This window comes from Pseudonocardia sp. DSM 110487 (genome assembly GCF_019468565.1).
GTDB lineage: Bacteria > Actinomycetota > Actinomycetes > Mycobacteriales > Pseudonocardiaceae > Pseudonocardia.
In genome coordinates this window covers 6,823,962-6,846,512 of the sequence record NZ_CP080521.1, presented here as the reverse complement: position 1 = coordinate 6,846,512, position 22,551 = coordinate 6,823,962, and the positions used below count along the sequence as shown (strand labels likewise).

Below are 22,551 nucleotides of genomic sequence, written 5' to 3'. Positions count from 1 at the left end.
GGAGCCCCGGCGCGCTCGTTCTCGGGCGGCGTACCCCGTCGACGGGGTGTCTGACCTACGACGGGCTGCGCCGGCCGGCACGGGTTGCGCCGGCAGCTCCGCCGTGCCGAGATGCGGCCTGAGCCCTGCGATCAGAGGAATGATCACGAAGTCCGGCTGGAGTACTAGCGTCCCCAGCGGCGATCACACGCACCTGTGCGTGGACCTTGTCGACGCGGCGTGGACCACAGCAGGGCTCCCGATGGTTGCTGGTTACCCTTCCGGCCGTGAGCGAGACGATTCGGGTCGGTGTGTTGGGCGCGCGGGGAAGGATGGGCACGCAGGTCTGCGCGGCCGTCGAGGCGGCGGACGGGCTGGCGCTCGTCGCCGGGGTCGACGACCGCGACCCGCTCTCCGCGCTGACCGACGCAGGCGTGCAGGTCGCCGTCGACTTCACCCACCCCGGCGCCGTGCTCGACAACCTGCAGTTCTGCATCGACCACGACATCGCGGCGGTGGTCGGCACCAGCGGGTTCGACGAGGCGCGGCTCGCAGATGTGCGCGAGCGGCTCGCGGCCCGGCCCGGGCACGTGTTGATCGCCCCGAACTTCGGGGTCGGCGCCGTGCTCATGATGCAGTTCGCGAGGACGGCGGCGCGGTTCTTCGAGTCCGTCGAGGTGATCGAGCTGCACCACGCGGGCAAGGTCGACGCGCCGTCCGGGACGGCCGTGCACACCGCGGCGCTGATCGCGGCCGCACGAGCAGAGGCGGGCGCCGGTGTGGTGCCCGACGCCACCGCCTCCGAGCTCCCGGGCGCCCGCGGCGCGCAGGTCGACGGTGTGCGAGTCCACTCGGTGCGCCTGCCCGGCCTGGTGGCTCACCAGGAGGTGGTGCTCGGCACCACCGGGGAGACGCTGACGATCCGACACGACTCGTTCGACCGGGCGTCGTTCATGCCGGGCGTGATCATGGCTGTCCGCGCGGTGCGCGACCGCCCCGGCCTGACGGTTGGTCTGGAGCCCCTGCTCGGCCTGTAGCCGCTCGTGAGGCGATCAGCCAGGGTACGAGCTGACCGCCGCGGAGATGGCGACGATCATGAAGATGATGTAGACGATGCCGAGCAGGGTGAACAGCGAGCCGACGATCAGACCGGCCAGCGCCAGCCCGTCGCCGCCCTCGCCGGTGCGCGCGATCTGCTTGCGCCCCATGATCCCGAAGACGATGCCGAGCGGGGCGAACACGAACGCGAAGACGAGCGCGAGGATCGCCATGGTGTTCGTGCCCCGGGCAGGAGGCTGAGGCGGGTACTGCTGCGGGTAGCCCCCGTACTGGCCCGGCGCCCCTTGCGGGGGCGGAGGGTAGCCGCCGGGCTGCTGCTGCCCGTATCCGCTCCCTGGGTGCTCGTTGCCCTGCGTCATGGTGATCCCCTCGTAGTAGTCGGGCGGTGATCGTAGATGTCTATGGCACGTCGGCCGTGAGCAGGTCGACGATCCCGCTGGTAGTGCCCGGTTTCGTCACGTTTGCGCCGGGATCGCGCTGAACGCCGCGGCGAAGATGGCGACCATGAAGATGATGTAGGCGACGATGAGCAGCGTGAACACCGCGCCGACGATCAGACCGGCGAGCGCGAGCCCTTCGCCCTCCTCGCCGGTGCGTGCGATCTGGTTGCGCGCGATGATCCCGAAGACGATGCCGACCGGCGCGAACACGAACGCGAAGACGAGCGCGAGGATCGCCATGGTGTTCGTGCCCCGCGCGGGGGGCGGGTACCCCGGGTACGCGCCGTACGCGCCCAACGGGGGCTGCGGATACCCGGGCGGCGGATATCCATCCGGCTGGTATCCCGGCTGCGGGTACTGGTACTGCTGGCCGTACGCGGTGGGACCGTACGGGCCCGGATCGGTGTTCGGCGCAGAGCCGTGCTCGAACTTCGCGGTCGGGTCGTCATCGGACCGGCCCGTGCTGTCCTGCGTCATGGTGTTCCCCCCTGGTGGGGGGATCATAGGGGCGGAGGGCCGCTCCGGGTCCCGGCCGGGGAATTGCGTCGGTTCGGAGCTCTCCTCGGGCTCTCCGGCTGCGTCAACCGGCGTCTTCCGCGTGTCCCCCGACGTCCGAGGTCGGCCGGGCGCCGTCAGCGCAGCTCGAGGTCCAGCGACCCGGTGATCCGCACCTCGCGGACCTCGCCCTCGCCCGTGTCGAGGACCCGCACGGTGCCGTCGGCGATCCAGCCCGCGGCCTTGTAGAAGCCGCGGCTCGCCGCGTCGGCCTCCGGCACCCAGGCGAGGCCGTAGCGCGCGCCGTCTCCGCGCAGGTGGGCAGCGGCCGCGGCCAGCAGCCGCCCGCCGTGACCGCGCCGGCCCCAGCGCGGCTCCACGAGCAGCGCACTGATCTCCGCCCACGCCTCGGCGCCCAGCGTCGGGGCGGAGGGCGTCGCCGCGCCGTCCGACGCGACGGCGGGTGCGGCGGCGCAGAAGCCGACCGTCCACTCGCCCTCGGTGGCCACGAGCACGTGGTGGCCCTCGCCCGCCTCGACGGCTGCCGCCCACGCCGCATGCGCCGCGGGCGAGCGCAGCCCTTCGAGGGCCGAGGCGGGTACGAGCCCCGCGTACGCGGTGGACCAGGTATCGGCCTGGATCCGCACGATCTCGGGGACGTCCTCGGGCGACGCGGGGCGGACGGCGGCGGTGGCCATGGCCCCATCCAAGCCCAATCCACGCGACAGGCGTTCATTCGCTATGGCAACGTTGTGGGGGTGAACGCCACTGCTCGCCGACCGGCACTCGCGTGGGCCGCGTTGGGCGTGGTCTACGTGCTCTGGGGTTCCACGTATCTCGCCAACCGCTTCATCATCACCGACCTGCCGCCGCTGTTCGCGAGCGGTGTGCGGTTCCTCGTCGGTGGCTCGCTGCTCGGGGTACTGGTCCTGGCGTTCTCCGGGCCGAAGGCGTTCCGGATGTCGTGGCCGCAGCTCGGCACCACCCTGCTGGCCGGGCTGCTGCTGCCGGCGTGGGGGAACGGGCTCGTCACCATCGCGCAGCAGTACGTGGCGTCCGGGCTCGCCGCGCTGCTGATCGCGTCCGTGCCGATGTGGATCGTCGTGCTGCGGGCGCTCACGGGGGACCGGCCGCGGCGCGCCACCGTCGGCGGGGTGGGGCTGGGCGTAGCGGGCCTCGCCCTGCTGCTGCTCGCCGGACCGTCGTCCGGGTCGGGAGGCGTGTTCGGCAGCGCGTGGTGGGGGCCGTGGCTGGTGCTGCTGGCCGCGGTCGGCTGGGCGTCGGGCACGTTCGCCACCACCCGGATGCCCGCGCCGGCCAACCCGTTCGCGCTGGCCGCGGGCCAGATGCTGGTGGGAGGGGCGATCCTGATGGCCGGCAGCGTCCTCGTGGGCGACCGGCCGGACCTCGGTGCCGTCGGGCCGACCGCGTGGTGGGCGTGGGCGTACATGGCCGTGGTGGTGTCGCTGGCCGCGTTCAGCGCCTACGCCTACGCGCTGGCTGCGCTGCCGGTCTCCACCGTGGCGACCTACGCGTACGCGAACCCCGTGATCGCGGTTCTCCTCGGCGTGCTGGTCGCCGGCGAGCGGTTCTCACTGGCGCAGCTGGCAGGCGGCGCCGTGGTGCTGCTCGCCGTGGTTGTGGTCATCGCGGCGGAGCGGCCCCGAAAACGTCAGGGGGAGCTGGCAACATCCACCACGTGACGCCCACCGTCGAGACGATCGGTCCCGCTGCCGCCCGCCGGGCCGCGCTGGCCGCCCAGGGGTTCGCCGACCCGCGGCCGTCCGGCTCGCCCACCCGCCGCCACCTCGCGCGCGTGCTCGGCCGGGTCCGGCTGCTGCAGCTCGACTCGGTCAACGTCGCGGTCCGCGCCCACTACATGCCGGTGTTCAGCCGGCTCGGGCCCTACGACCGCACTCTCGTCGACGACGCCGCGTGGGCCCACTCGGCGCGCAAGCCGCGGCTGCTGGTCGAGGCGTGGGCCCACGAGGCGAGCCTGGTGCCGGTTGAGGAGTGGCCGCTGCTGTGGTCCGGCGCCTTCCGCGACCGCTGGTGGCGCTCCTACGAGTCGATCGTCGACCGCCACCCCGGCCTGGTCGACGACGTGCTCGCCGTCGTCAAGGAGCAGGGCCCCATCGGGGCGGGGGCACTGGAGAAGGCGCTCGAGGCCCCCACCCGGCCGCGGCCGTCGGGGGCGTCGTGGTGGGAGCGGTCGGACGTCAAGCGCATCTGCGAGTACCTCTTCGGCACCGGCGTGCTCACCACGGGCACCCGCCGCCACTTCGAGCGGCTCTACGACCTGCCCGAGCGTGTGCTCCCCCCAGCCGTACTGGCCGCGCCGCGGCCCAGCGCCGAGGAGGCGGCCCGCACGCTCGTGCTGGGGTCCGCGTCGGCGCTCGGCGTGGCCACCGAGCCGGAGCTGCGCGACTACTACCGCCTCGCCCCGGCACGCAGCCAGGCGGCGGTCGCCGAGCTGGTGGATTCGGGCGAGCTGGCGCAGGTGCAGGTGCGCGGCTGGGACCGGCCCGCATACCGGCTGCCGGCCGCCCGCGTGCCGCGCCGGATCACCGGCCGTGCCCTGCTCTGCCCGTTCGACCCGGTGGTCTGGGAGCGGGCGCGCGCCGAGCGGATCTTCGGGTTCCACTACCGCATCGAGATCTACGTGCCGGAGCCGAAGCGGCAGTACGGCTACTACGTGTTCCCGTTCCTGCTCGACGGCGAGCTCGTGGCACGTGTCGACCTCAAGGCCGACCGCGCGGCGGGCGTCCTGCGGGTGCCGGGTGCGTTCGCCGAGCAGGGGGCCGACATCCCGCGCGTCACCGCGGAGCTGGCGGCGGAGCTGCAGGTCATGGCGGAATGGCTCGGTCTCGACGGGGTCGAGGTGGGGGAGCGGGGCGATCTCGCAGTCCCGCTGCGTCAGATCCAGCGTCAGAGGCGGAGCGCGGCGAGCTTGTCAGCGGTCTCGGCGTCGGCGGGCGTGTAGCTGGCGAACCGGATCTCGGCGCTGGGGGTGAGCCAGAGGTAGGTCGTGTGGAACTGCAGGAGTCCGGCGTCGGGGTGCAGGAACCGCTTGGTCAGGTTGCGCGGTGCCGTCACGTCGTGCTGGTTCCACAGGACGTCGAACTCGGCCGACTCCTTGCGCAGCCGCTTGATCAGGGCTTTCCAGCTCGGGTCCGACATGTGGTCGGCCATCGCGGCCCGCAACTGTGCCACCGACCGCGCCTTGTGCGTGGACCAGTCGGGCATCCGCTGCGGCCAGCTGCCCACGAAGCACTGCAGCGTGGTGTTGCGATCCTCGAACGGGAGCTCGTCGACGTCGCCGAAGAGCCAGTTGTAGCCCCGGTTGTAGGCGAGGATGTCGGTGCGGGCGTTCGCCACCAGCGCGGGCCACGGGTCGATCTTGTCGAGCAACGCGGCGGCGCCCGGCGGCACGGCGTTGCAGTCCCTCTGCGACGGCCGCGCCGGGAGCCCCGCGAGCGTGAACAGGTGCGCCGACTCGTACGGGTCGAGCTCCAGGGTGCGGGCCACCGCACCGAGCACCTGCTCCGACGGGCGGATGTCGCGGCCCTGCTCCAGCCACGTGTACCAGGTGACACCCACCCCGGCGAGCTGTGCCACCTCCTCGCGACGCAGGCCGGGTGTCCGGCGGCGCCCGGTGATCGGCAGCCCCACCTGGTGGGGCGTGAGCCGCTCGCGGCGGCTGCGGAGGAACGCGGCCAGCTCGCGCCTGCGGATCGCGCCCGGCAGCGTGGCGACCTCGTCGGACAGACCGACGGCAACCGGTTCGAGCACGGTGCTCATGCCAACCACACTGCCACGCTTCCGATCCTGTTACCGGGTAGTGCTGATACCTGAATAGCCACGCTCTGGTACCACTCTCCGGCCGCGCGGAGCGTGGTGATAGTGACAGTGCAATCCACTCCAGCGACACGTCCCGGGTTGACCTCCGCCGGACTGCTCACGCTCCTACTGGGCGCCGCGCTCAACGTCATCGACTTCTTCATCGTCAACGTCGCCCTCCCCACGATCGACGCCGACCTTCAAGCCTCGAGTGCGACCCTCGAGATGGTCGTCGCGGGGTACGGCATCGCCTTCGCGGTGCTGCTCGTGCTCGGCGGCCGGCTCGGCGACTCCTTCGGGCGCAGGCGGATGTTCCGGATCGGGCTGTCCGCCTTCACCGTGACCTCGCTCGTGTGCGGCATCGCACCCGACGCGACGACTCTTGTGCTCGCCCGCATCGCGCAGGGCGCCGCCGCCGCGATCGCGATGCCGCAGGTGCTCGCCTCGATCCAGGCGCTGACCAGCGGCGACGAGCGGGCGCGTGCCGTGGGGTACTACGGGGCGAACTCCGGCATCTCGATGGTGATCGGGCAGGTGCTGGGCGGAGCGCTCGTCGCCGCGGACGTCGCCGGGCTCGGCTGGCGGACGATCTTCCTGGTCAACGTGCCGATCGGGATCGTGACGCTGGTGCTGGCCGGGCGCTCCGTGCCGGAGAGCCGGTCGGCCAACCCGCTCGGCGTCGACGGCCGAGGCACGGTCCTGCTGGGGGCCACGCTGCTCGCGCTGCTGGTTCCGCTGACCGAGGGCCGTGCGCTGGGGTGGCCCGCGTGGTCGATCGCGCTGCTCGCGGCGGTGCCGGTGCTGGGGCTCTGGCTCGCGGCGGTCGAGCGCGGGGTGGAGCGGGCGGGCCGGGTCCCGCTGCTGCCGCCGAGCGTGCTCCGGCTGCCCAGTATGCGCCGCGGTCTCGGCGTCGCCATCCCGTTCTTCGTCGGGTTCGGCGGGTTCATGTTCATCTGCGCGCTGCTGCTGCAGGACGGGCTGCGGATGAGCCCGCTCGACGCCGGGTTCGCGCTCGCGCCGCTCGCGGTGGGCTTCTTCGGGGCGTCGATGCTGAACGCGCGCCTGGTGGCGCGGTACGGCCGCTCGGTGGTGGTCGCCGGGTTCGCGCTGCAGCTCGTCGGCCTGCTCGTCGTGCTCGGCACCGTGTCGGGAGGCTGGCCGGACCTGACCGCGCTCGACATCGCCCCCGGCATGTTCATCTGCGGCGTGGGCCAGGGCATGGCGATGACGACCGTGATCGGGTTGACGCTCTCCCGGGTGCCCGCCGATCGAGCCGGCGCCGGCAGCGGTGTCTTCACGACCGCGCAGCAGACGTTCCTCGCGCTCGGGGTGGCCACACTGGGTGGCCTCTACGCCGAGCTCTCCGACGCCGTCGGGCCGCGGGACGGGTTCGTCGTGGTGGTCGGGCTGCACGCCATGCTGACGGTGGGCATCGTGCTGCTCAGCCGCCGCCTGCCCGACCCGAGGCTCCCGGTGGTCGAGTAGCGCCGGCCCGCCGGCGCTGGGGCGCCGGCCCTACTCGACCACCGGAGCGGCACCCTCGTCGCTCCCCATCGACGAGGGTGCCGCCGGCCGCCCGGGCCCCCCAACCCGGGCTCCCCCTGGCCGTCGGTCAGGCCGGGACGGCCGCGCGGGCCACGAGCACGTCGCCGCTGCCGGTGCGCCCCCGCACGTGCACGGCGGCCGCCTTCTCCGGTGCCACCGTGGCGACCTCCAGCTCGCTGCGCGCGGTGCCGGAGCCGGACACCAGGTCGAGCTCGGCGCTCACACCGGGGTGCACGCCGATGCGGACCGCGCCGGAGCCGGTGGTGAACTGAACGCCGCCGCTGCGCGCGTCGGAGACGGTGACGTCACCGGACCCGGTGCGGACCCGCACGTCGCCGTTCACCTCGCCGAGCACGATGTCGCCGCTGCCGGTCTTGATCTCGGTGGGCCCCCCGGTGCCGGCCACCCTGATCGCGCCGGAACCGGTGCGCAGCCGCGCCCGCCCGGTGACGGGGCCGAGGTCGATCGCGCCGGAACCGGTGGTGACGTCGGCATCGCCGTCGACGCCGTCGAGGGTGGCGTTGCCGGAGCCGGCGCGCACGCCGGCCCACCCGGCACGGCCGCTGGCCCGCACGTCGCCCGAGCCGACCCGCACGGCCAGCCGGGAGCGCGTGGGTGCCCACACGGTGATCGCGAGCGGCACCACCCGCAGCGGGAGCTCCTGGGTCGAACGCACTACGAGTCGCCGCCCGCTGTCGGACCAGCTGATCTCGGCTGCCGACACGGCGTCGATCGCGAGCTGCTCCGGGTCGCCACCCAGTCCGCCTCCGGTGGCGGTGCCCAGCCAGTTGATCAGGCCGGAGAGGCCCTGCGTCCACGCGTTGGTCGCCGACGGGTCGTGGCGGACCTCGACCCGCAGCTCGCCGCCGTCCTCCGGGAGGTCCTCGAGGTGGACGCGAACGCGGCCGACGTCGGTGGACAGCTCCAGCTCGGCCGGGCCGGTGACGGGCCAGCTCTGCTGGCGGACGAGGCCGGGACCGGGCTCGTCGGGAAAGTCGTTCTTGTCGACGTCGTCCTTGTCGAAGTTGATGTCGGACTCGCTCACGTCACTCACCCCTCCACCCAGCCGTGCAGACGCTTGCCGCCGCGGTCGCGCGTCCAGTCGCCGTGGCGGCCGGGCTTGCGGTGGCCCGCGAGGGCGCCCTGCACGGCCTGTGCGACCCACGAGTTGAGGGACACGCCTTGCGCGGCGGCGGCCTGCTCGGCCTGATTCTTGATCTGCTCGACGAGCCGCAGCGTGATGCGGCTGATGTCCCCGGCGTCCTGGCCCTTGAAGTCGCCCCCGAAGCCTCCCCCGAAGCCGCCGAAGGGCGGGGTCGGGCCGGGCCCGGGTTCGGGTTCGGCGGCCTCGTCACGGCTCACCGCGACGCGGATGTCGCGGCCGTCGAGGCGGACCTCGACCACGCGGTCCCCGAGCGCGGCGGTGACCTCGGCCGCCAGGTCGGAAAGGGCGTTCATGATCGCGAGCCGCGCCGCGGGCTCGATGGCGGCACCGAGCAGGGCGCTGGTGCGCTGCGTCTGCTCGTCGCCTGCAGCGGCCGCGGACGCGAGGTCCTCGCGCAGCTGCTGCACGTACTGACTCAGGTCCATGACGCCATCATGGCGTCATGGGTGACGTCAGTCAAGCGGATCGCTGACGTCATCTGGCGTCACGGCGGTTCCGGGGATCCCGTGGCTACGCTTCCCGGCATGCCGCAGACCGTGCCGCTGGGCGTCCAGCTCGTCGCCAAGACCGAGTTCATCGCCCCGGAGGGCGTGCCGTGGACCACCGACGCCGACGGCGGCCAGGCGCTCGCCGAGTTCGCCGGCCGGGCCTGCTACCAGTCGTGGTCCAAGCCGAACCCGGCCACCGCCACCAACGCCGGCTACCTGCGCCACATCCTCGAGGTCGGGCACCTGTCGGTGCTCGAGCACGGCACGGTGAGCTTCTACCTCACGGGCCTGTCCCGCTCGCTCACCCACGAGCTCATCCGCCACCGCCACTTCTCCTACAGCCAGCTCTCGCAGCGCTACGTGCCCGAGCGGGACGCCGCGATGGTGGAGCCCGGCGTCATCGCAGACGACCCGGAGCTGCACGAGCTGTTCACCGAGGCCGCTGCCGCGTCGGTCAAGGCATACGAGGCGCTGCTCGAGGGCCTGCAGAAGAGGTTCGCCGACGTCCCCGACGCCACGCTGCGGCGCAAGCAGGCGCGGCAGGCGGCGCGCGCGATCCTGCCCAATGCCACCGAGACCCGCATCGTGGTCACCGGCAACTACCGGGCGTGGCGCCACTTCATCGCCATGCGAGCCACCGAGCACGCCGACGTCGAGATCCGCGCCCTCGCGATCGAGTGCCTGCGCCAGCTGCAGCGCGAGGTGCCCAACGTGTTCGACGACTTCGAGATCGGCACGCTGGACGACGCCACCGAGATCGCGTCGAGCCCGTTCGTCACGGAGGGATAAGCCAGGGCGGGTTCTGCGTCGACTTCGGCGCTCGCACACCGACTTCTGTGCTGGCACACCGACAGCAGTTGGTGTGTGAGGTCAGATGTCCGTGTGTGAGGTTCAGCGGCGCCAGCGTGCGCCGGCAGGGGAGGCGGCAAAGCCGCGGCGCTTGTGCAGAGCGCTGTCGGCCACCGCGACCGCGGCGTCGAAACCCGCCGTGCGGGCGAGGTCGACGACCGTGCGGGCCACGGAGGTGACGAGCAGTCCGTCGACCTCGTCCACCTCGTCGGGCGTGAGCGGTGCGGCGTGCAGGTGCACGCCGTTGCCGACTCGTCCGCCGGTGCGGCGATCGCGGGTGCGGTGGATGCGGTCGAGCGGCAGCCCCCACGTGGAGAGCCCGTGCAGCACCGCGGCCGAGACGTGGCTCAGCGCTCCGTCTGCCGCGTGGCGCTCGTCGCGCACCGCCGCGAGCAGGGCGTGGCGGGGCCTCGTATCGCGGCGGCTCCCCCGGCGCGGCTGCTCGCACACCAACATCTGTGCCCACACACCGAAAGCAGTCGGTGTGTGGGCACAGGAGTCGGTGTGCGAGCGCCGTCCCTGGCGCTGAACTGCCCGCGCCGCAGCCGGTGCGGCGCTTGCTCAGCCCTTGTCGCCGAACGGGATGCCGTACTGGGTGATCAGCGCCTGGTAGCGGTCGCGGGCCGCCGTCCATTCCGACACCACCTGCGCACCGTCCACCTCGTACGGCGCGAGCAGTCGCTGGGTGTTGAAGTCCTTGTACTCCGGGCTCTGGAACGCCGCGGTGAAGGCCTGGCGCAGCCGGTCGAGCACCGGGGCCGGCGTGCCCTTCGGTGCCACGACCGCGCGGTACTGGGACACCGTTGAGTCGAAGCCCGCCTCGACCGCCGTGGGGACGTCCGGGAAGTACTGGCTGCGTTCCTTCGAGAAGACGACGATCGGGTTGACCGATTCGAGGTGGGTCTTGGCGTCGCCGAGCTGCACGCCCGCCACGTCGATCTGGCCGCCGAGCAGGGCGGTCATGGCGTCGGACGCGCCGTCGAACGGAACGGCGTTGCCCTCGATGCCCGCCTGCGAGAACAGCAGCGCCTGGGAGAGCTGGCTCCCGGTGCCCACGCCGGTGGTGCCGTAGCTGATCGGCCTGGTGGCGTTCACCATGTCCTGCACGGTGCGGAAGCCGGTGGCTGGGTTGGCCACCAGGATGAAGTCGTCCTGGGAGATGCCGGTGACGACCTCGTAGTTGTTGATGTCGATCGCCTCGTTGTCGGGCACGGCGAGTGGTGTGATCGCCACGAGCGACGCGTTGATGACCATGAGGTTCTGGCCGTCCGGTGCCTTGGTAGCGAGCTCCTGGGCGGCCAGGGCCCCGTTGGCGCCCGGTGTGTTCACGACCGGCACCGGAACCCCGAGGTCGTTGGTGACGATGTTCGCCAGCGCTCTGGCGATCAGATCCGTGCTCCCGCCGGGCGCTTGGCCAACGCTGACGCTGATGGGGCCGCTGGGGAACGCCTCGGCGGACTGACCGCCGCCGTTGCTTCCGCCGCCCAGGTTGCCGCCGCAGGCGGCGAGGGAGAGGACGAGCGCCGCACCGGCACCGATCAGCGCGGTTCGGCGCGTGTACCTGCGTCGGGCCACAACGATCTCCTTTGATCCATCGGCCGCTTGGGCGTGAAGCGTAGGAGCGCATTCCATGCCTGTCCAAGGCAAATCGAGCATGGAGTGATACCTCTGGAGCATCACTACTTCCTGAGTAAAGTACGGATCATGAGTCTTGCGAGCAGGGAGCGTGCCGCGCTCAGCGACGAGCTGCTCCGGGTGGGTCCGGACCGCCCGACGCTCTGCGAGGGCTGGGCCACCCGCGACCTGCTGGCCCACCTCCTCGTCCGCGAGCGGCAACCCCATGCGGCCGCCGGCATCCTGATCTCCGCGCTGGCCCCGGTCGCCGAGCGCGCCATGGACGGCTACCGCGAGATGCCGTGGGACGAGGCCGTTGCCCTCTTCCGCGGTGGCCCGCAGTCGTGGTCGCCGTTCCGGTTCGAGCGGGTCGACGCGGCCGCGAACGGCGCCGAGTTCTTCGTGCACCACGAGGACGTGCGGCGCGGCGCACCGGGCTGGGAACCCCGTGAGCCCGACGAGGAGCGCGACGCGGAGCTGTGGGCGGGCGCGCGGCGGATGGGCATGCTGCTGCGCCGCAGCCCGGTCGGTGTGGTGCTGGCGCGCCCGTCGGGGGAGCGGCACGTGGTGAAGACCGGGCCAGGGGCCGTCACCGTGTCCGGCGAGCCGGGGGAGCTCGTGCTCTTCGCGTTCGGACGCGACGCCGTTCGGGTCGACCTGCAGGGCGAGCCGGGTGACATCGAGGCTCTGACGGCCAGTCCCCGTGGTGTGTAGCGAATCCCTCGGGGAGCACCGGGGTACCGTCTTCGCATGAGCGAGCTTGCGAGCGAGTCATGGGCACAGCGTCTTGGGCGAATGCCCGCGACGAGCCCTGGCGAGGAGCTGGCATGAGTCCCACCGCCCTGCCTGGCCGACCGTTCGGCCGCGTGCTGACCGCTATGGTCACGCCCTTCGACGCCGAGGGGCGGCTGGACCTCGCCAAAGCCGAGGAGCTCGCGGCGCACCTCGTCGAGCTGGGCAACGACGGGCTGGTCGTCAACGGCACCACGGGCGAGGGGCCCACCACCAGCGACGAGGAGAAGTCGGAGCTGATCAGGGCGGTGGTGAACGCCGTCGGCGACCGGGCCACCGTGGTGGCGGGCGCCGGCACCTACGACACCGCCCACAGCATCCACCTCTCGCGCGAGGCGGAGAAGGCGGGCGCCCACGGGCTGCTGCTGGTCACGCCGTACTACTCACGGCCGCCGCAGTCGGGTCTCGTGCTGCACTTCACGGCCGTCGCCGACGCCACGAACCTGCCGGTGATGCTCTACGACATCCCGCCGCGCAGCGTGATCCCGATCGAGGTGGAGACGCTGCAGCGGCTCTCGGAGCACCCGCGGATCGTGGCGGTCAAGGACGCGCGCAACGACCTGCGCGCCGGCACCGAGGTGCTCGCCACCACCACGCTCGCCTACTACTCCGGCGACGACCCGGTGAACCTGCCATGGCTGTCGGTCGGGGCGGTCGGGTTCGTCAGCGTGATCGGGCACGTCGTGGCCAACCGGCTGCGAGAGCTGCTCGACGCGTACGAGGCCGCTGACGTCGACCGCGCCCGCAACCTGCACTACGCCATGATCCCGGTGATGCGCGCGATGGGCCGCGTCGGCGGCGTGATCTTCGCCAAGACCGCGATGCGGCTGCGCGGGATCGACGTCGGCGGCCCCCGGCTGCCGCTGCCGCCTGCCACGGAGGAGCAGGTGGCCGCGATCGCGGGGGACCTGCAGTCCGCCGGCATCGCGCTCGCCGACTCCCACCGCGCCGACGACCACGGCCATGGCGCGCTCGGCCCGCGGGCCGCCGCCGACCTCGGTGCCGAGGTGGCCTACCACTGACCCTGCACCGCGCCTACGAAAACGCGCCTACGAAAACTGCGAGGAACAAGTTTGAGTCGTCCCCCAGCACGGTCCGATCGCGCCCGGTCCGACCGTCGCTCCCGGCCGCCCCGGCGCGACCGCTCCCGCCCGGCGGAAGCGCCACCCGAGGAGGTCAACCGGGCAGAGCTGCCGTCGAACCCGCCGCCGCCGCTCCCCGAGGGCGCATTGCGCGTGGTGGCGCTCGGCGGCATCGGTGAGATCGGCCGGAACATGACCGTGTTCGAGTACGACGGGCGGCTGCTCGTCGTGGACTGCGGTGTGCTGTTCCCGTCGGAGGACTCGCCCGGCGTCGACCTGATCCTTCCGGACTTCCGCGCCATCGAGGACCGGCTCGACGACATCGACGCCCTGGTGCTCACCCACGGCCACGAGGACCACATCGGCGCCGTACCGTTCCTGCTGCGCCAGCGGCCGGAGCTGACGATCGTCGGGTCCCGGTTCACGCTCGCCCTCGTGGCGGCCAAGTGCAAGGAGCACCGGCTCACCCCGCACCTGCTCGAGGTGAAAGAGGGGGAGCGGCTGCACCACGGCGCGTTCGACTGCGAGTACTTCGCGGTGAACCACTCGATCCCGGACGCGCTCGCGGTCGCGATCCGCACCCCGGCGGGGCTGGTGCTGCACACCGGCGACATCAAGCTCGACCAGCTCCCGCTCGACGGCCGCCTCACCGACCTGGCCGGCTTCTCCCGGCTCGGCGACGAGGGCGTGGACCTGTTCCTCGTCGACTCCACCAACGCCGACGTCCCCGGTTTCGTGATCGCCGAACGCGAGATCGGGCCGGTGCTCGACGGGGTGTTCCACCGGGCAGACTCCCGCATCATCGTCGCCTGCTTCGCGAGCCACGTGCATCGGGTGCAGCAGGTGCTCGATGCCGCCGCAGCGCACGGGCGCCGCGTCTGCCTGGTCGGCCGCTCGATGGTGCGCAACATGGGGCTGGCGGCCGAGCTGGGCTTTCTCAACGTGCCGGAAGGGCTGCTCGTCGAGCTGGACGAGGCGATGGAGCTGCCCGACGAGCAACTGGTGCTCGTCTCCACGGGCTCGCAGGGCGAGCCGCTGTCGGCGCTCGCGCGGATGGCCCGCGGCGACCACCGCTCCGTGCGGATCCAGCAGGAGGACACGATCATCCTGGCCAGTTCGCTGATCCCGGGCAACGAGACGGCCGTGTTCGGCGTGATCAACGGCCTGACCCGGCTCGGGGCCACGGTCGTGCACCAGGGCACCGCCAAGGTGCACGTGTCCGGGCACTCCCCGGCCGGTGAGCTGCTGTTCCTCTACAACGCCGTGCGGCCGAGCAACGTCATGCCGGTGCATGGCGAGTGGCGGCACCTGCGTTCCAACGGTCGACTCGCCGTGCAGACCGGCGTGCCGGAGGACGCCGTGGTGCTCGCCGAGGACGGCGTCGTCGTCGATCTCGTGGACGGGCGGGCGTCGATCACCGGGCGGGTCGAGGTGGGCCGCGTGTACGTCGACGGGCTCGAGGTCGGCGACATCGGCGAGAGCACGCTCGCCGACCGGTTGGTCCTCGGCGAGGGTGGCTTCATCTCGATCTCGGTGGTGGTCGACTCGAACACCGGCCGGGCGGTGTCCGTCCCCAAGCTGTCCGGGCGCGGGTTCTCCGACGACCCCAAGGCACTGGACGCGGTGCTGCCGTTGGTGGAGGACGAGCTGTCCCGCACCGAGTCGGAGGGCATCACCGATACCCACCGCATCGCCCAGGCCGTGCGCCGGGTGGTGGGCAAGTGGGTGGGGGAGACCTACCGCCGCCGCCCGATGATCGTGCCCACGGTGATCGCCGTCTGAACGTGCTCGGAGTGGCGCTCCCGGTCGAGCCCAGCCTCGCCGTCGAGCGGTTCGTCGCGTCCGCCGAGCTGCCGACGCCGTACCTCGTGCTCGACCCGTACGTCGTCGCCGACCGCTACAACCGGCTCGCCGCTGCCCTGCCCGGCGCCGAGATCCACTACGCGGTCAAGGCCTGCCCGCACCCCGAGGTGCTGTGGACCCTCGCCGCGCTCGGCAGCGGGTTCGACGTGGCGAGCGTGGGGGAGGTGCGGCTCGCGGTCGCTGCCGGGGCCGACCCGGACCGGATCTGCTACGGCAACCCGGTGCGCGGGCCGGCCGACATCGCCGCGGCCCACGCCGCGGGGGTGCGCCGGTTCGTCTCCGACAGCGCCGAGGACGTCCGGCTCCTCGCCGCGACGGCGCCCGGGGCACGGGTACTGGTGCGGCTGCTCGTGTCCGACGCCGGCTCCGCCACCCCGTTCGCCGCCAAGTTCGGGGCGGTGCGGGGCGAGGCCGTCCGGCTGCTCGGCGCCGTGGCCGACGCTGGGCTCGTCGCGGACGGGGTGGCGTTCCACAGCGGCTCGCAGCAGCTGCGGCCCGATGCCTTCGCGGACGGGATCACCGAGGCCCTGTCCGTCGCGGCGGCCGCCGGGCTGCCCCGGCCGGTGCTCGATCTCGGCGGCGGCTTTCCGGTCGCCTACCTCGAGCCGGTCCCCGACATCGCGGCCTACGCCGCCGCGATCCATGACGCTCTTGCCGGGGCCGAAGGCGTCCGCCTGATGCTGGAGCCGGGACGGGCGCTCGTCGCCGAGTCCGGGCTGATCCGCTCGACGGTGCTGCGCGTCTCCCGGCGGCCGGGTGTCGACGACCGGCGCTGGGTCTACCTGGACGTGGGCCGCTACTCGGGACTGGCGGAGACGGAGAACGAGGCCATCGCCTACCGCGTGCGCGTGCCCGGCCGGTCCGGGCCTGCCGAGCCGGTGGTACTGGCCGGCCCGACCTGCGACGGGGACGACGTGCTGTACCGCCGCACCCCGTGCCCGCTCCCGCTGTCGCTGGAGGCGGGGGACGTGGTGGACCTGCTCGTGGCGGGTGCCTACACCGCCTCCTACGCGTCTGTCGCGTTCAACGGGCTCCCGCCACTGCCAGTGCACACGGTCTGATGCCGGATCCCATGTCAGCCCGGGAGGTCGTCGAGGTACTCGGTGCCGGGCTCACCCGGCACTGGCGGATCGATGCCGTGCGGTACGAATCGCGCACCCCGTTCCAGCACGTGCTCGTCGCCGAGACCGCCCACGGCACCACACTGTTCTGCGACGACGAACGGCAGAGCGCAGAGCAGACCCAGCTCGTGTACCACGAGGCGCTGTTCCTGCCGGCCGCCCTGCTCGCCGCGCGGCGGGAGCGGGTGCTGGTGATCGGGTCGAGCGAGGGGGTCGTCTCGCAACTGGCCGTCGCCACGGGGGCGCGCGTCGTCGACCACGTGGACATCGATCCGGACTGCGTGCGCGCCTGCGCCGAGCACCTGCCCTACGGCTACCGGCCCGACCAGCTGGCCCGCGCCGATCGGCATGACGGCCCGGTCCGGGTGCACTACGGCGACGGGCTGGCGTTCGTCGCGGAGACTGCGGACCGCTACGACGTCGTGGTGGTCGACCTGCCCGACGAGCGGCCCGACGACCCCGACGCCCAGCTCAACCGCCTCTACAGCGCGGCGTTCCTGCGCCGCTGCGCGCAGCGGCTCAACGAGGGCGGGGTGGTCGTCTCGCAGGCGGGCAGCCCCGCCCTGTGGCGCAACGCAACGCTCCGCGCGGCGCTCGACCGGTTCCGCGAGGTGTTCGGCCAGGTCGTCCCGTACGTCAGCGACGAGCACGAGTGGGCGTTCCTGGCCGGCCGCGAGACGGAGGGGCCGGACCCGGCGGGCGAGATGGTGGAGCGCCTGCCCGGGCTGGGCTACCGGCCGGCGACGCTCGACGCCGAGGCGCTGCGTGCCCGCTCCGTGCTCCCGTTCGGGCTGCGCCGGCCCCCGGTGGTCGATTAGGGCCGGCGCTCTCGACCTGCGGTGTCAGGCCTCGAAGATCGTGGCGCGGATCTCCCGGATCACGGTGTCGACGCTGCCCATCGTCGCGTCGATCCGTTCCTGGACCCGCCCGGTGGCCAGGTCGCGCACACCGCCGAGCTGGAGGCTGAGCTCGAACAGCGTGCTGATCACGCGCTCGTGCAGGTCGGTGGCGATGCGTTCGCGGTCGGCCGCGAGCTGCGCGACGTGGAGCCGTTCGGTCAGCAGGGTCGCGTTGATCAGGTTGTCCGCGCGCACCCGGAGCTCCGTGAGCGAGAAAGGTTTGGCGAGGTAGTCGTTGGCGCCGGCCTGCAGCATTCCCACCCGGGCGCCCTCCTCGGCCCGCGCGCTCATCACCAGCACCGGAACCGACTCCGCACCGTCTCCTCGCAGCTGTCGGATCAGGTCCTCGCCGCTGAGCTTCGGCATCATCACGTCGCAGACGATCAGCTGTGGCCGCAGCTCGCGGGCTTCCGCGAGGCCGCTCTCGCCGTCGAACGCGGCGCGCACGCGGTACCGCTGCGCCAGCGTCCGGCACACCAGCTCGTTCAGGTCGGGGTTGTCCTCGATCACCAGTACCAGCGGACGGGCCGGGTCGTCGGTATCCGCCACGACCGGTCTCGCCCGGTCGGCCGCGAGCGGGCGCGCCGCCACGGGTTCGATGGGCGTCGGCGGACGGACCGTGGTGCCAGGGGGTGCCTCCACGGGCAAGGCGATGCGGAACAGCGCCCCTCCCTCCGGGGCGGCCGAGACCTCGACATCGCCGTGCAGCAGGTCGACGAGATCGCGCACGATCGACAGCCCCAGCCCGGTGCCGGCCAGCTCACGGGCGAGCCCTCCGTCGAGCTGGCGGAATCGTTCGAAGATCACCTCGCGCTTGTCGGCGGGGATGCCCGGCCCGCTGTCCGCGATCTCGATCAACGCGCGGGCGCCGCCGGGATCGAGCCGGACGGCGCAGCGCACGACCCCGCCGTCGGGAGTCACCTTGAACGCGTTGGACAGCACGTTCATCAGGATCCGATTCAGGTGCTCGGCATCGGCCTCCGCGCGCACCTGCGAGTCGGCCTGCACCCGGAACTCGATTCCCAGCTCGATCGCGCGGGACTCGAAGAACCCGGCTGCTTGGCGGACGTGCTCCGTGACGTCCAGCTCGGCGTAATCGACTCCCACCCGACCGGACTCGAGCCGCGACGCGTCGAGCAGATCGTTGACCTGCTGCAGCAGCAATCGCGCGTTGCGGTCCACGACGTCGAGCAGCTGGTGATGCGGATCGTCGTCGGGGATCTCCGCCAGCAGTTTCTCCACCGGCGCCAGAATCAGCGTGAGCGGTGTGCGGAGTTCGTGGCTCACGTTGGCGAAGAACTGGTTCTTGAGCGTGTCGAGCTCGGTCAGCCGGTGGTTGAGCTCGGCCAGTTCCGCGTTGACCTCCTTGAGCTCGCGGCTCGCCCGTGCCGCCGCCAGCGACTGCGCGAGTACCTCCCGCTGCTGCGCCTCGTCGGACCGCTGCAGCCGCAAGAAGTCGGTGACGTCCTCGACCCGGTGGATGATGAACCGCAGCGCCCCGTCCGGGCCGAGCACCGGCACGTTGGTGGGACTCCAGAACCGTTCCTCGAAGTCGCCGCCCGCCCGGCGGATGTCGTACTTCTGCACGGGCATCACGTCGGTGGTCCGGTCGCGGCGCACGCGCTCGAGCGACGCTCGCAGATTCTTGACGCCCTCGGCGCCCGCGTCCCCGGGATTGTCCGGGAAAATGGTGAAGATGCCCTCGCCGACGATCGAGTCCCGCTCGGTCATCGTCGCCCTGGCATAGGCGTCGCTGACGGCGACGATCGTGAAATCGGGGTCGAGCACGAGATAGAGCCCAGGGGCCGATTCGAAGATCAGACGGAAATCAGGAGACGACACCAGCCACCTCGCCCCACCGTGATCCATCTCGCTCCGTGCCCCGCGCACGGCGGGTGAGCGAGAGTACTCCACGCCGTCCCCGCGCCGTCCAGACTCGGCTTGACCTCAGGTGGACCTGAAGTCGTTGACTTGCCGCCGTGACGACCGTGAAGCGACGGGTGCTCGGCACGCTGGTGCGGCAGTTCGGCCATCCGCGAGGAAGCACCGGACAGGTGGTCGGGTGGGTGATGGCCCATCGCCGGTCCAACCGGGAGCGCAACCGGTGGGTGGTGGGCCTGCTCGACGTGCAGCCGACGGACACGGTGCTGGAGATCGGCTTCGGACCTGGGCTGGCCATCGCCGAACTCGCCCGCCGGGCGGGTCACGTCCACGGCATCGACCGGTCCGACGTGATGGTCCGCCAGGCGAGCCGCCGCAACCGCGTCGCCGTCGCCGAGGGACGGGTCGAGCTCGTGCACGCGTCCGTGGACCGGCTGCCGCGCTTCGACGCGCCGCTGGACGCCGTCATGGCCGTCAACTCGGTGGGCTTCTGGCCCGAGCCCGCGCAGCGGCTCCGCGAGCTGTGGGGTCTGCTGCGACCCGGCGGACGCATCGCGCTCGCCAGCCAGCCCCGCTGCCCCGGTGCGACCCGGGACACCACGGACAGGGCCGCCGGAGAGCTCCGGGCCCTGCTCGCCGGGGCGGGCTTCGCAGAGCTCCGGGTCGAGACGCTGGAGCTCGATCCGCCCGTGGCGTGCGTGCTCGGAGTCCGGCCGCGTTAGTGGGGGGCGGTTCGGCACGAGGTACGCGGAACAACGCCGCCGGGCACTCGGTCTGCGATCATCGAGCCATGGCTGACGGATTCAACCCGCGCGGGATCTGGCAACCGAACGGTCGGGCCTTCTCCCAGGGCGTGATCCAGGGCCCCGGTGAGGTCGTGCACGTCACGGGGCAGGTCGCATGGGACGAGCACGACAAGGTCGTGGGCATCGGCGACCCCGATGCGCAGATGGAGCAGTGCATCCGCAACGTCCGGACGGTGCTCGCCGAGGTCGGCGGCCTCCTCGACGACATCGTCTCCATGACGGTCTACTTCGTCGACCGCGCCGACCTGCCCGCGATCCAGGGCGTCCGGTCGCAGTACTTCACGGCGGGCACCGCGCCGGCGAGCATCCTGATCCAGGTCGCGGGGCTCGTCGCGCCGGAGCTGCGGGTGGAGCTGGTCCCGATAGCCGTGGTGCCGCACGACCGGTTCCGGCGCCCTTGACCTGAAGCGTGGTTCAGGTATGAGGGTGGTTGACGTGAACGCACCCCGCATCGAGGACCACACCGACCACGTCGCCGACGTCGAGGCGATCCGCCGGATCATCGCCGACGTCGAGAAGGGCTTCAACGACAACGACGCCGAGCTGCTCGTCGAGCACTTCGCGCAGAACGGCTCCGCCGTCACCGCGATGGGCACGCAGATCGACGGTCGGGAGGCCATGCTCACCGCCGCCCGCGCCGGCCTCGCCGGGCCGTTGCGAGACGAGCGCGCCCGCTACGAGCTCGCCGACGTCGCGTTCGCGCGGCCCGACGTCGCGGTCGCGCACAAGCACGCATGGGCGATCGACGAGACCGGCGAGCCCAAGAGCGTCGGCCACGAGATGAACGCCCTGTACGTGCTCGTGCGCGAGAACGGGCGGTGGTGGATCGTCTCGCGGCAGAACACCATCGTGCCCACATGATCATCGCCTTGGTGCAGGAACGGCCGTATCCGACCGGATTCGCGCCAGGCCGCTGATCATGGTTCCGATACCCGGCGAGGCCGGTGCGGTAGCCGAGCACCTCGGATCGATCACGGGCACGTGTGATCGATCCGAGGCACGACTCAGGGGCGCGGCGGGTCGTCCGGTTCCTGCCCCGGCGGCAGGTTCGACCGGTCGGGCGCGATGACGGTGCTCTCCTCGGAGTCGGGCAGGCCGAAGTGCGGGCCGCCGCGCTCGTCGTGCAGCAGCAGGTCCGAGGTGCCCTGCCGCAGCGTCTCGCCGCGGAAGAACGCGGGGGCGATCCGGCTGTACACCAGCATCAGCACCGCGCCCAGCGCGATGGCCCCGATCCCGATCACGAAGACGCCGCCGATGCCGAACACGGTGGTGGAGCCGGCATCGGCGGACGCGTAGTCGATGCTCGACAGCACGAACGCGACCAGCAGCATCAGCCCGCCCAGCCCCGGCAGCACGCCCTTGGTCCACAACCCGCGCCCGCGCAGCTCCCTGCGGTAGAACCACACGCAGGCGAAGCCGGTGAGGCCGTAGTAGAAGGCGATCAGCAGGCCGGTGGCGGAGATCGAGTCGGCCAGCACGTTCTCGCTGATCAGCGTGAGGCCCACGTAGAACACGATCGACGCGATGCCCATGCCCCACGTGGCCCAGGTCGGGGTGAGGTAGCGCGGGTGGATGTCGGCGAACTTCCGCGGGAGCGCCCGGTAGGCGCCCATCGACAGCGCCGCCCGCGCCGTGGGCAGGATCGTGGTCTGGGTGGACGCCGCCGACGAGGTCAGCACCGAGATGATCAGCAGGATCACGAAGAACTGCCCGAAGCCCCCTTCGCCGAACACGGCGGAACCGAGCGCGGCGAACACGTCGTCGGAGTTCTCCTCGTTGCCCAGGCCGATGCCCTCGGTGCCGGTGCCCGCGAACGCCACCGCGGAGACCGCGACGAGGACATACGTGACGACCAGCAGCAGCGTCGAGAGCACCGCGGCCCGCCCAGGCGTGCGGCCGGGCTCGTCGCTCTCCTCGTTGATGGCCACGGCCGTGTCCCAGCCCCAGTACAGGAACACGGCGATGAGCACGGCGTCGACCAGGTCGGGGATCTCGAGCCCGCCGGGCCACAGCCAGCCGAGGCTCGGCATCATCGAGCCCTCGGGCGCGTCGCCCGTGTAGACGCGTACGAGGGCGGTGACGGCGAAGATCGCCAGCACCACGAGCTCGATCCCCAGCAGGGCGTACTGCAGCCGCGCCGAGATCTCGATGCCCCGGTAGCAGATGTAGGTCATGACCAGGATCCAGACGACACCGGTCACGGTCGTCCACAGCGTGCTCTCCGCGAGCGCATCCGCGCCGACCAGCACGAACGAGTACTGCCCAGCCACCTGCGCGAGGTTGGCCATGACGATCACGTCGGCCGCGATGATGCCCCAGCCGCCGAGCCACCCCATCCACGGCCCGAACGCGCGTCCGGCCCAGGTGAACGTGGTGCCGCAGTCCGGCTCGGCCCTGTTGAGCTCGCGGTAGGCGACCGCGATCAGGTACATCGGCACGAACGCGAGCAGCAGGACGGCAGGCGCCTTCTCGCCGGACAGCAGCACGAGCGCGCCAAGGCTGGCGGCGAGGCTGTATGCCGGCGCCGTGGACGCCATGCCGATCACCACGCTGGACAGCAGCCCGAGCGCGCCGCCCTTGAGTCCCTTGTCGCCGGGCGCGGTGCCGCCTGGCCGGTTGATCACCTCGGTCAT

At 72.1% G+C, this 22,551-nt stretch carries 23 protein-coding genes; 13 read left to right on the top strand and 10 right to left on the bottom strand.

All coding sequences use genetic code 11. The features are described 5' to 3' along the window. Positions 1–266 precede the first annotated feature (266 nt). Positions 267–1,016, top strand: coding sequence for a 4-hydroxy-tetrahydrodipicolinate reductase (gene dapB / locus K1T35_RS31975; protein ID WP_220255498.1), 750 nt, complete (start codon positions 267–269; stop codon positions 1,014–1,016). Positions 1,017–1,031: 15 nt separating this feature from the next. On the opposite strand, the gene K1T35_RS31970 is transcribed toward dapB, so the two are convergent. From K1T35_RS31970 to K1T35_RS31960, 3 genes are all read right to left on the bottom strand, one after another. Further along, complete coding sequence (locus K1T35_RS31970; RefSeq protein WP_220255497.1) at positions 1,032–1,397, bottom strand: DUF4190 domain-containing protein; 366 nt, start codon at positions 1,395–1,397, stop codon at positions 1,032–1,034. Positions 1,398–1,493: 96 nt separating this feature from the next. Further along, a complete protein-coding gene (locus K1T35_RS31965; protein ID WP_220255496.1) occupies positions 1,494–1,955 on the bottom strand; it encodes a DUF4190 domain-containing protein in 462 nt (153 codons plus the stop codon). A gap of 155 nt (positions 1,956–2,110) precedes the next feature. Continuing rightward, on the bottom strand, positions 2,111–2,671 hold the full coding sequence (locus K1T35_RS31960) for a GNAT family N-acetyltransferase (RefSeq protein ID WP_220255495.1): 561 nt from the start codon (positions 2,669–2,671) through the stop codon (positions 2,111–2,113). Positions 2,672–2,731: 60 nt separating this feature from the next. Here K1T35_RS31960 and K1T35_RS31955 point away from each other — a divergent pair, with 60 nt between their 5' ends. Both K1T35_RS31955 and K1T35_RS31950 read left to right on the top strand, forming a co-directional pair. After that, positions 2,732–3,676: an EamA family transporter gene (locus K1T35_RS31955; protein WP_255620981.1), complete on the top strand. Its 945-nt coding sequence runs from the start codon at positions 2,732–2,734 to the stop codon at positions 3,674–3,676. Beyond that, complete coding sequence (locus K1T35_RS31950) at positions 3,673–4,956, top strand: winged helix-turn-helix domain-containing protein (protein ID WP_220255494.1); 1,284 nt, start codon at positions 3,673–3,675, stop codon at positions 4,954–4,956. The genes K1T35_RS31955 and K1T35_RS31950 overlap by 4 nt, the downstream gene beginning before the upstream one ends. On the opposite strand, the gene K1T35_RS31945 is transcribed toward K1T35_RS31950, so the two are convergent. Continuing rightward, on the bottom strand, positions 4,902–5,774 hold the full coding sequence (locus tag K1T35_RS31945) for a helix-turn-helix transcriptional regulator (RefSeq protein WP_220255493.1): 873 nt from the start codon (positions 5,772–5,774) through the stop codon (positions 4,902–4,904). The genes K1T35_RS31950 and K1T35_RS31945 overlap by 55 nt on opposite strands. 99 nt (positions 5,775–5,873) lie before the next feature. Between K1T35_RS31945 and K1T35_RS31940 the strand changes: the two genes are divergently transcribed. Continuing rightward, entirely contained in the window at positions 5,874–7,298 is a 1,425-nt protein-coding gene (locus tag K1T35_RS31940) for an MFS transporter (protein ID WP_370645526.1), read from the top strand. Positions 7,299–7,425: 127 nt separating this feature from the next. Here K1T35_RS31940 and K1T35_RS31935 read toward each other — a convergent pair whose 3' ends face one another. Then, the gene (locus tag K1T35_RS31935) at positions 7,426–8,403 is read right to left on the bottom strand and encodes a DUF4097 family beta strand repeat-containing protein (protein WP_220255491.1); all 978 of its coding nucleotides are present in this window, start codon (positions 8,401–8,403) and stop codon (positions 7,426–7,428) included. 5 nt (positions 8,404–8,408) lie between these two features. Next, positions 8,409–8,948 (bottom strand): toxin-antitoxin system HicB family antitoxin, encoded by a 540-nt coding sequence (locus K1T35_RS31930; RefSeq protein WP_220255490.1) that lies wholly within the window; start codon positions 8,946–8,948, stop codon positions 8,409–8,411. Positions 8,949–9,047: 99 nt separating this feature from the next. Here K1T35_RS31930 and thyX point away from each other — a divergent pair, with 99 nt between their 5' ends. Further along, the gene (gene thyX, locus K1T35_RS31925) at positions 9,048–9,800 is read left to right on the top strand and encodes an FAD-dependent thymidylate synthase (RefSeq protein ID WP_220255489.1); all 753 of its coding nucleotides are present in this window, start codon (positions 9,048–9,050) and stop codon (positions 9,798–9,800) included. 102 nt (positions 9,801–9,902) lie between these two features. Here the strand turns inward: thyX and K1T35_RS31920 are convergent, their stop codons facing one another. Together K1T35_RS31920 and K1T35_RS31915 are read right to left on the bottom strand one after the other, a co-directional pair. After that, the gene (locus K1T35_RS31920) at positions 9,903–10,316 is read right to left on the bottom strand and encodes a hypothetical protein (protein WP_220255488.1); all 414 of its coding nucleotides are present in this window, start codon (positions 10,314–10,316) and stop codon (positions 9,903–9,905) included. 105 nt (positions 10,317–10,421) lie between these two features. Next, complete coding sequence (locus tag K1T35_RS31915) at positions 10,422–11,435, bottom strand: tripartite tricarboxylate transporter substrate binding protein (RefSeq protein ID WP_220255487.1); 1,014 nt, start codon at positions 11,433–11,435, stop codon at positions 10,422–10,424. Positions 11,436–11,564: 129 nt separating this feature from the next. Here K1T35_RS31915 and K1T35_RS31910 point away from each other — a divergent pair, with 129 nt between their 5' ends. The 5 genes from K1T35_RS31910 (at position 11,565) to K1T35_RS31890 (ending at position 17,150) form a co-directional block, all read left to right on the top strand. After that, positions 11,565–12,188, top strand: a complete 624-nt coding sequence (locus K1T35_RS31910; protein WP_220255486.1) for a TIGR03085 family metal-binding protein — start codon at positions 11,565–11,567, stop codon at positions 12,186–12,188. A 113-nt stretch (positions 12,189–12,301) separates the two neighbouring features. Continuing rightward, positions 12,302–13,288 carry a 4-hydroxy-tetrahydrodipicolinate synthase gene (gene dapA / locus K1T35_RS31905; RefSeq protein WP_220255485.1) on the top strand — a complete coding sequence of 329 codons (987 nt, stop codon included), beginning with the start codon at positions 12,302–12,304 and terminating at the stop codon, positions 13,286–13,288. 168 nt (positions 13,289–13,456) lie between these two features. Then, positions 13,457–15,130 carry a ribonuclease J gene (locus K1T35_RS31900; RefSeq protein WP_220262984.1) on the top strand — a complete coding sequence of 558 codons (1,674 nt, stop codon included), beginning with the start codon at positions 13,457–13,459 and terminating at the stop codon, positions 15,128–15,130. Positions 15,131–15,141: 11 nt separating this feature from the next. Continuing rightward, positions 15,142–16,272, top strand: coding sequence for a type III PLP-dependent enzyme (locus K1T35_RS31895; RefSeq protein WP_220255484.1), 1,131 nt, complete (start codon positions 15,142–15,144; stop codon positions 16,270–16,272). 11 nt (positions 16,273–16,283) lie between these two features. After that, positions 16,284–17,150 carry a spermidine synthase gene (locus K1T35_RS31890; protein WP_220255483.1) on the top strand — a complete coding sequence of 289 codons (867 nt, stop codon included), beginning with the start codon at positions 16,284–16,286 and terminating at the stop codon, positions 17,148–17,150. 24 nt (positions 17,151–17,174) lie between these two features. On the opposite strand, the gene K1T35_RS31885 is transcribed toward K1T35_RS31890, so the two are convergent. Beyond that, complete coding sequence (locus K1T35_RS31885) at positions 17,175–19,073, bottom strand: ATP-binding protein (RefSeq protein ID WP_220255482.1); 1,899 nt, start codon at positions 19,071–19,073, stop codon at positions 17,175–17,177. Between the two features lie 137 nt (positions 19,074–19,210). Here K1T35_RS31885 and K1T35_RS31880 point away from each other — a divergent pair, with 137 nt between their 5' ends. From K1T35_RS31880 to K1T35_RS31870, 3 genes are all read left to right on the top strand, one after another. Continuing rightward, on the top strand, positions 19,211–19,834 hold the full coding sequence (locus tag K1T35_RS31880; protein ID WP_255620980.1) for a class I SAM-dependent methyltransferase: 624 nt from the start codon (positions 19,211–19,213) through the stop codon (positions 19,832–19,834). Between the two features lie 68 nt (positions 19,835–19,902). After that, on the top strand, positions 19,903–20,319 hold the full coding sequence (locus K1T35_RS31875; RefSeq protein WP_220255481.1) for a RidA family protein: 417 nt from the start codon (positions 19,903–19,905) through the stop codon (positions 20,317–20,319). Between the two features lie 34 nt (positions 20,320–20,353). Beyond that, positions 20,354–20,779, top strand: a complete 426-nt coding sequence (locus K1T35_RS31870) for an SgcJ/EcaC family oxidoreductase (protein WP_255620978.1) — start codon at positions 20,354–20,356, stop codon at positions 20,777–20,779. A gap of 143 nt (positions 20,780–20,922) precedes the next feature. Here the strand turns inward: K1T35_RS31870 and K1T35_RS31865 are convergent, their stop codons facing one another. Next, positions 20,923–22,551: an APC family permease gene (locus K1T35_RS31865; protein ID WP_220255479.1), complete on the bottom strand. Its 1,629-nt coding sequence runs from the start codon at positions 22,549–22,551 to the stop codon at positions 20,923–20,925.